At 51.4% G+C, this 8063-nt stretch carries 5 protein-coding genes and 2 pseudogenes; 5 read left to right on the plus strand and 2 right to left on the minus strand.

The annotated features are described in order from the left end of the window. The first annotated feature begins 487 nt into the window (after positions 1–487). The 5 genes from tviB to NYP18_RS14320 all read left to right on the plus strand — a co-directional run bounded on the left by tviB (position 488) and on the right by NYP18_RS14320 (position 6701). A complete protein-coding gene (gene tviB / locus NYP18_RS14300) occupies positions 488–1771 on the plus strand; it encodes a Vi polysaccharide biosynthesis UDP-N-acetylglucosamine C-6 dehydrogenase TviB (RefSeq protein WP_259428872.1) in 1284 nt (427 codons plus the stop codon). A gap of 33 nt (positions 1772–1804) precedes the next feature. Then, positions 1805–2737, plus strand: coding sequence for an NAD-dependent epimerase/dehydratase family protein (locus tag NYP18_RS14305; protein WP_259428873.1), 933 nt, complete (start codon positions 1805–1807; stop codon positions 2735–2737). 224 nt (positions 2738–2961) lie between these two features. Beyond that, on the plus strand, positions 2962–4296 hold the full coding sequence (locus tag NYP18_RS14310; RefSeq protein ID WP_259428874.1) for an O-antigen ligase family protein: 1335 nt from the start codon (positions 2962–2964) through the stop codon (positions 4294–4296). A gap of 48 nt (positions 4297–4344) precedes the next feature. Then, positions 4345–5448, plus strand: a complete 1104-nt coding sequence (locus NYP18_RS14315) for a glycosyltransferase (protein WP_259428875.1) — start codon at positions 4345–4347, stop codon at positions 5446–5448. Positions 5449–5525: 77 nt separating this feature from the next. Continuing rightward, on the plus strand, positions 5526–6701 hold the full coding sequence (locus NYP18_RS14320) for a hypothetical protein (RefSeq protein WP_259428876.1): 1176 nt from the start codon (positions 5526–5528) through the stop codon (positions 6699–6701). Between the two features lie 316 nt (positions 6702–7017). On the opposite strand, the pseudogene NYP18_RS14325 reads toward NYP18_RS14320, so the two are convergent. Next, positions 7018–7374: pseudogene (locus NYP18_RS14325) on the minus strand (transposase); the annotation flags it as partial. A 2-nt stretch (positions 7375–7376) separates the two neighbouring features. Continuing rightward, a pseudogene (locus NYP18_RS14330) lies at positions 7377–8006 on the minus strand (ISL3 family transposase); the annotation flags it as partial. Positions 8007–8063 lie beyond the last annotated feature (57 nt).

Genomic DNA, 8063 nt, shown 5'->3' on the forward strand with positions numbered 1-8063 from the left:
AGTGCTAGTCCGTCTTGATCCAATCGATCTATTGTTAAAGATTCGATAGGGTTATGTCCGTAGTGAATGTCAGCTTGCCCGAAGAAATTTTCGTTAGACTCTCGGGCGGTCCCAGAATATTTCACGGGTATCTGCCTCGATTTAGTGCTTTATCCTAAGAGCTTAACGAGCCCGTACCTAATCGGTAGTAACCCTCAGTTTGATGCTTGTCTGACCATTGCCTCGAGGCACTCTTTCACTATTGAGTCTCGAAGGAGTCAGTCTTTTCGAAATGCAGAAGTTACTTTTCGCTGTAAGATTTCGAGGTGCATGTCACATTTGATTCGTACTCCTCGACCGTGGGGAAAGACATCTGCTGTAACTGCTCGGGGATATTGTTTGACCGGCGTTATATGATTTGAAATTGTTCTCGAATGTTCGGGAATATGTTGTCACTGACTGGGATGTCTAAAGAACCTCAGTCCCATTGCACGAAGCTAGGAGAAAAATGAAGAAGCACGAAATTTCAGACGCGCATATTGCGGTGATCGGACTTGGTTACGTGGGTTTACCGCTCGCGGCTGCGTTTGGGCAGCAGCTCCCTGTTGTGGGCTATGACATTAACGAACTCCGGATCGATGAGCTCAAATGCGGTTACGACCGGACTCTCGAGGTGCCCGAAGACGAGCTTGCTGAGGCCACCAGACTCGAGTTCACTGCGGATCCCGAGGAACTCAGGAAAGCAAATGTCTACATCGTTACCACGCCTACGCCGATCGACGTGCACAAGAATCCGGATTTGGGAGCCATTCGCGCTGCTACCCGAACCCTCGCTTCGACCCTGCTGCCTGGGGATGTAGTTATCTATGAGTCGACTGTCTACCCGGGGGTCACTGAAGAAGTATGCGTTCCGCTACTCGAGGAGATCAGTGGACTGAAGTACAACGAACAGTTCTTCGCCGGTTACAGCCCAGAGCGGATCAACCCCGGTGACAAGGTCCACCGAGTGACTAATATTGTGAAGGTGACCTCGGGTTCTACCCCCGAAATCGCGCAGTATGTCGACGACCTCTACCGTTTAATTGTTTCGGTGGGGACTCATTCGGCGCCCAGTATCAAGGTCGCCGAGGCGGCAAAGGTCATTGAAAACACGCAGCGCGACGTCAATATCGCGTTGATGAATGAGCTGGCGGTGATCTTCAACAAGATGGGTATTGATACTCAAGATGTGCTTGAGGCGGCGGGAACCAAGTGGAATTTCCTTCCTTTCCGGCCCGGGCTTGTAGGCGGGCACTGTATCGGCGTTGATCCTTACTACCTGACGTACAAGGCGCAGGCGGTGGGTCACCACCCGGAGATCATCCTGGCGGGCCGTCGCCTCAATGACTCGATGGGGCAGTATGTTGCCAGCCAGCTGATCAAGGCTATGCTGCGCACGTCCTCGGGGCTGGAGGGCGCCCGAATCCTCGTCATGGGCCTGACATTCAAGGAGGACACCCCGGACATCCGAAACACCCGTGTGGTGGATGTGGTAAGTGAACTGGAAGATTACGGGATCGCAGTCGACGTCTACGACCCATGGGCCGACGCCGCGGAGGTCGACCGCGAGTACGGGATAACCTTGGTCGAGGAGCCGGACCCAGGGGCCTATGACGCAATCGTCGTGGCTGTCGCACACCAGGCCTTTAGCGACATGGGGCCCGAGGGCATCCGGTCCTACGGGAAACCGGATTGCACCGTCTATGACCTGAAGAATGTGCTCCCTCGCGGCGCAGCTCAGCTGCGCCTGTGATAACTACTAGAAACTAAAAGGAAAGCACTTCAGATGAAAATTCTTGTCACCGGTGGAGCTGGCTTCATCGGTTCCAACCTAGTCAAACAGCTGCAAAAGGATGAGGTTTCCCAGGTCGCCGTCATCGACGACTTCTCGACAGGTTTCAGGGAGAACCTTCTCGGACTCGACGTCGATTTATTCGAGGGATCGATCCTGGACCGTGACCTGGTGAGCCGGGCGGCCCGGGGTTCCGATGCTATCGTCCATCTCGCAGCCCGACCCTCAGTGCCGCGTTCCATTCAAGATCCGCTAGCATCCCACCACGCCAACGCCACTGGCACGCTGCATATCCTGGAAGCAGCTCGGGACTCGGGTGCGCATGTGACCCTCGCTTCATCCTCCTCGGTGTACGGAGCCAATATGGCGATGCCGAAAGCCGAGCATTTGCGTCCGATGCCTATCAGCCCCTATGCGGTCAGCAAACTGGCAACCGAGTCCTACGCGCTTGCCTATAAGGAAGTCTATGGTTTGAAGGTACTTCCGTTCCGGTTCTTCAACGTCTACGGGCCGGGGCAAGCCGCCGGCCATGCTTATGCGGCGGTTATCCCGGCATTTCTTGATGCTGCACTGAAGGGGAATCCCCTTCCGATCCACGGAGATGGCCAACAGACTAGGGACTTCACCTTCGTGGAGACGGTCACCGAGGCACTGTCGGTCGCTGCCCGGGAGAGACTGAATCCAGGCGACGCGGTCAATCTGGCATTCGGAACCCGCAGTTCGCTCCTAGATGTTGTGGATATTATAGAGGAGATCCTCGGTAGCCCCCTCGAACGGGACCATAGGGAACCACGTGCTGGCGATGTGAGGGACTCGCAAGCAGCAAACGACAACCTGCGAGCGTTATTCCCAATGGTCGAGCCTGTGGGGCTTCGGGCAGGAATAACAAAAACGATCGAGTGGTTTAGAGAAACTGCCAAACCTTAACCCCCGATTGGAAAACATTTAGGGAAAATTTTGATAATCCCAAAGATGCTCTGCGGAAACCGATGAAGATCAACTGCAGAAGCGAATTATTTCGGAACTGCAGTAAACAACGCTAATTCGCAATAGCGCCATCACTTACACGTTCTTACGATCCCGACGCATAAGGGGCCAGACGAATTAAAAGCCGCTGGTCCCTTCCAGCGTCGAAAACTGGGAAGTATGTCATGTTGATCACAGTTCCCTTCGCTGCCCTAATTCATGTGTTAATTCAAATGCTTCAGAGAGAGGGAATGCGTAAGGCGATTCTCTTAGCAATTGCTTATGTACATCTCCTTACGATTACTCAAAGTTCGCTTTTGACCGCGATCGGCACTGCCATGCGATTGCCGATCTGGGCTATCGCCATTGTCCAGGCATTGACTTTAGCGGCGCCCCCAAGGAAAGGGAAGTTTTTACCTAAGTCATTCCGAATTTATATTTTGCTTCTAACGCTATTTCTTCTCTGGGGAACTATTTCACTGCTCTGGTCTGTAGATCGTGCGGACACGACAATAAAAGTGGTCAATTTCAGTCTGATTATTGTATTCTTGTACATCAGTTTCACAAGACGGTGGATAAAAAGCTTTGAAGCAGCCCTCGAGGATTTGAGGGTCCTAGTCATCGCAGTCATCAGCTTCATTGTAATATCGGTGCTGTTTACAGCGCCAGACATCATTGAGTCCCTCCGTGGTTTAGAGCGCTACCAAGGAATATTTCATAATCCGAATACGATTGCAGCGCTAGCTGCCGCATTCTTCTATCCGTCTCTGCTTGTCTACCAGAATCAGAAACAGAAGGCCCTGCTGATAATTCCAGCGCTTCTCATAACGGCATTGTTTCTATCGGGGAGCCGTAGTTCAACCCTAGCCATAATTCTGTCTGGACTCGCTGTACTGATTCTAAGAGTTCTTCGCAACCGTAGACATCTCAATCGGTTGATACCAGGTGCTTCTTTGCTTGTTGGGGCAGGAGTTATAACCTATTTGGGGCTCCGTGCTGCAAATAGGATTGAAGCTGACGCGGATATCAGCAGTTTCCTCCCTCGGCAGCTGAACTTAGAGGTAAGTTCGACTTTGTTTAATGGCCGTGAGGAGCTTTGGACTGTCGGGCTCGTGCTGTTTAGCGAAAATCCATTTCGAGGGTACGGTTTTAATGGAACACGCACAGCTCTTAAAGAATATCGTGACAGTGGACTCTATTCTGGTCAAGCGACACAACTCCACAACTCCTACTCCGAAATCTTAGTAGACCTTGGGGCAGTCGGGGGGCTAATTTTTCTGGGAATTTTGATAATTCTAATATTCAAGCTCATGCAAAATATCTATACTATCCCGCTCCTAAGTGCCAGTGTTCTAACATTACTCATTCTGGCAAATAGTGAATCTGCTCTTTTTGGTCTTTCTTCTCTAGTTGCAATCATGTTCTGGACTCTTTGTATAATGCTATTCGTGCCACTAAGACTTAAGTCGAACAATCGGAATCAGGGAAAGACAATGAGTTTAAGCCCAGCAAGTATGTAACCGGAGTATCTTGAAAATTTCCTAACCAGAGAGTAGGGAGAAACTATTTTGGCTATTTCGATTTTACACAATTTTGCATCTCTGAATCTTGGCGGGGCCGAGAGTCGAACGATGGATGTTTATAGAGCTATTGACCGAGAACAATTTCATTTTGATTTCGTAGTGTATGAAGATAGTGAGCAGCATTATGAGAAAGAAATCCGGTCTTTAGGTGGATCTGTCTATCGCATTCCAAGCCCGAGACAGAATATCGTGAGACATATACTTGCGCTTAGCTCGCTGATAAAAAGAAACAAATATGACGCAATACATTCTCACACCTCTTACCACAGCGGTTTAGTTTCTTTTATAGGCTGGGTGCACAAAGTGCCGATTCGGATTGCTCACGCGCGAACATCAGGATCGATGTCGACCACAGGCTTGGCGGGCAATCTAAACCGCCGGGTCGGACAGGCACTTATAAACAGGTTCGCGAGCAAACGATTGGCGATTTCGGTTGCTTCGGGAGATTTCGTGTTCGGTGAATTTTCAGACTATCAAGTGTTGCCAAATGCTTTTGACCTTTCCCGGTACGACATTTCGTTTTCAAAGCAGGAAGCTCGAGCAAGACTGGGGCTGCCGGAAAATAGGATAATTATAGGACAAGTAGGGCGTCTTACGAAGGTAAAAAACCAGCAATTTTCCATTCGCTTGTTGAAGAATCTGCAAAAAATTCATCCTGACGCAATGCTGATTCTGGTGGGGGAAGGTCCAGACAGGAAATCACTGGAGGATCTAGTGCGTTTTAACGACCTTGAGAACAGTATCATCTTCGTGGGAATTCAAGCGAATATTCCTGAATGGATGTTGACTTTTGATGTGCTGCTAATGCCGTCCATATATGAAGGGTTAGGAGTTGTAGTCTTAGAAGCGCAAGCTGCGGGTACCCCCGTCGTTGCCTCGACTGGAGTTCCACAATTTGCAGATATTGGACTGTCAATAGCTAGTTTTTTGTCCCTGGGTGACCAAGACCATCATTGGCTCACTGCCATCGAACAATTAATCAATTTAGAAAGGCCGAACTGGCAGGAGATAAATAGAGCATTCTCTGATCGAAGTTTCACCTTGGATGTTGCCGTCGAAGAGCTCTCAAAAATATATAGAGGTGAGTAATGGCATTGTTCCCGCCTATGCCGAAAGGTGTTATCATATTAGGGTATTCTTCTTCGAAAGGCTCGTAAAAATTCAGCATGAAATCTTCAAGTAATAGTCGAAAACGGACGTCGTTTTTTGTTTTTGCATCATCGGCCTACGTCGCAGTCTTGCAGTTATCGCCTCTCTTACTGCTGGATGCTCTAGATTTTGGTTACTACTCGATTGTTCAGCTGATTGTCGTGTTGGGGTCATCGATTTCGCTTTCGCTGGTAAACGAAGCAGATGTGCGGAGAATTAATCGAGGTTTCATAAGAGGAAACTGGAAAGATTTCTCTGCTATCACTCTCTGGCTCTGCCTTCTATTTTCATTTGGCGCTTTTTTCGTTGCCTCCGTTGTTGGTGAGCTGAGCGAGTACGCCCTTCTTTGGGCAGTGGGCGTTGGTATATCGGTCTATCGAGGGACTGCGCGATATCGGCTGACTCAAGAAGGCCGGATGTCCAGACTTATTGCTGGAGATATAGCTGGGGTCGTTTCTCTATTCGTACTATGGGCGTTAATTTATACTTCTTCTAGCGGGAGTTGGCGTCTTTCGGATATTCTGGTGCTATGGCTGTCAGCGCAGACTGTAAGCGTTCTTTTCACCAAATTCCCTACCTCGGTCAATCCCCGACGTGCGGTAGTTTGGGTGAAAAATCGTTTCCCCGATATAGCGACTCTCTTACCCGATTCGGCGTTGCAGGATGTAGGTGCATTTTGGAGTCCTAGCCTTATCGTTGTGATTCTAGATGTTCAGAGTATGGGTATTTTCAGGGCTGTTACTACCGTGGCGGCACCAATCCGTTTAATCCTGACTCCATTGCGCCCGCTATTTACGCGAGGGTCACTCAGTCATAATTATACGGTTTCTTCCTTTCTTAAGATTTTGGCAGCCGCAGTTACTATTGGCAGCTTGGCCGGCCTCGTATTAAAAGGAATTGGGCTACTCGGGGCCAATTTTGGTGTGTTGTCGAGCTTATCTTCTTTTGCCCTACCCGTTGGGGTTTACGTCGTGGGTAATTTTGTGACGTTTTTCTACTCGATTCAAGGAAGGATTGTCCTTTCGGCTCGAAGGTTACTCTTCACTCGAGTCATTCAGGCAGTTTCTTTGGGGATTTCTCCGGTTATTTTCGCTTTGGTTGCGGGATTATCTGGCGCTATTTGGGCATTGGCGCTTGGAAGCTTCTTGTTGGGCGTTCTGTGGTTCTCCATGATCCGCTCTCACACGATTTAGCCCAGATTTTTCACGGATCGTGTTGCTGAAGCATCGATATGGGAGTGACCGACCGCAGGGTCGGGCGGGCCGCCATGTCGTTCCACCTGACTTAGGCCATTTTGGTGTGGCGTAGATCATATTGACGTCTGGACCTGCTGATTCAGTTGACATGAGGGCCGGTTTGTCTGACTAAGCCTGGATTCACCGATGTGCCCTCGGTAAGCGATTGATATCGGAGTCGGGGATTTCGGACAGGGGTGATCCCCAGATCACGTCTTGTTCTGGTTGCTCCACGAATTATTGATATCTCGGCAGCCGAAAGAAGCTGAGGTGGTCAGGCAGACACCGCCACCGGTGGGGAATGAGAGTGGGCAAACAGCCGGGTCCACTGCGACTCCCATGTCCAGCCTTGCGGCAGGTGCAGCACCAGCCGCCGGGACCGTCGCGCGATCCGGGCCGCCACAGTGATGATCCGGTGCCGGATCGTCGCAGTCGTGGCCCGGGCCATCGCCCCCGCAGCAATGACCCCGGCCGTGCGGGTGAGGTTGAACGCCATGACCGCCAACACCAGCCACGCCGCGTTCGCGTTGAACTTCCCCGAAGGCATATGCGCCAGCGCACTGGCCTTCAGATCCGCGTTGACCTGCTCAATCACCGCATGCTGCCGGTGGGTCTTATCCGGCTCTTCCGTTTTTAGAGTGCGTTGATCTTCCCCTGCAGCTGCCCGGAGTGGATCAGGCACCGCAAGATGTAGTGGTTGAGGTTTCGGAATCCCAGGGCGATGCCCCGCAGGTGCTCGAGCCTGCCGTTGATGGCCTCGACCGGCCCGTTGGACGCACCGATATCGAAATAGGCGAGCACGTCCTCACGTCGGCGCCATAAGGTGCGCCCGAGTTGGGCGAGCTCCTCCAGACCCGCGGGCACCCCTTTGCGGATGCTGTTGATCACGCTGCTCATGAGCTTCTTGCCCTCTGATTTCTTCGGATGCCCGTACGCCGCAATCAGGTCCTGGTAGAAGAGCCACGTCACCTCGAGTGCCACGTAGTCATCGTCGGTGGCCCACAGCAGGTCGAGTCGTTGTTTCTGCCGCTGCGTGAGGTAGTTCGTCCTGGTCAACAGCGTGCGGCGGTACTTGTACAGCGGGTCGTCCTTGCGTCCGCGGCGTCCGGTGGTCTCTCGTTGGAGTCGTTGCCGACATCCGGTGAGTTTGTCGGCAGCCAGATGCACCACATGGAACGGATCCATCACTTTGGTCGCGTCCGGGAGGACCTGGTCCACAGCACTGGCGTAGCCGGTGAAGCCGTCCATGGTCACGACCTGCACCTGCTTGTTATGACGCTGTTTTTGGTAGCGGGGTTGGGTCTATCCGGTAGCAGATGA

The organism is Corynebacterium lemuris, from assembly GCF_024919295.1.
Taxonomy (GTDB): domain Bacteria; phylum Actinomycetota; class Actinomycetes; order Mycobacteriales; family Mycobacteriaceae; genus Corynebacterium; species Corynebacterium lemuris.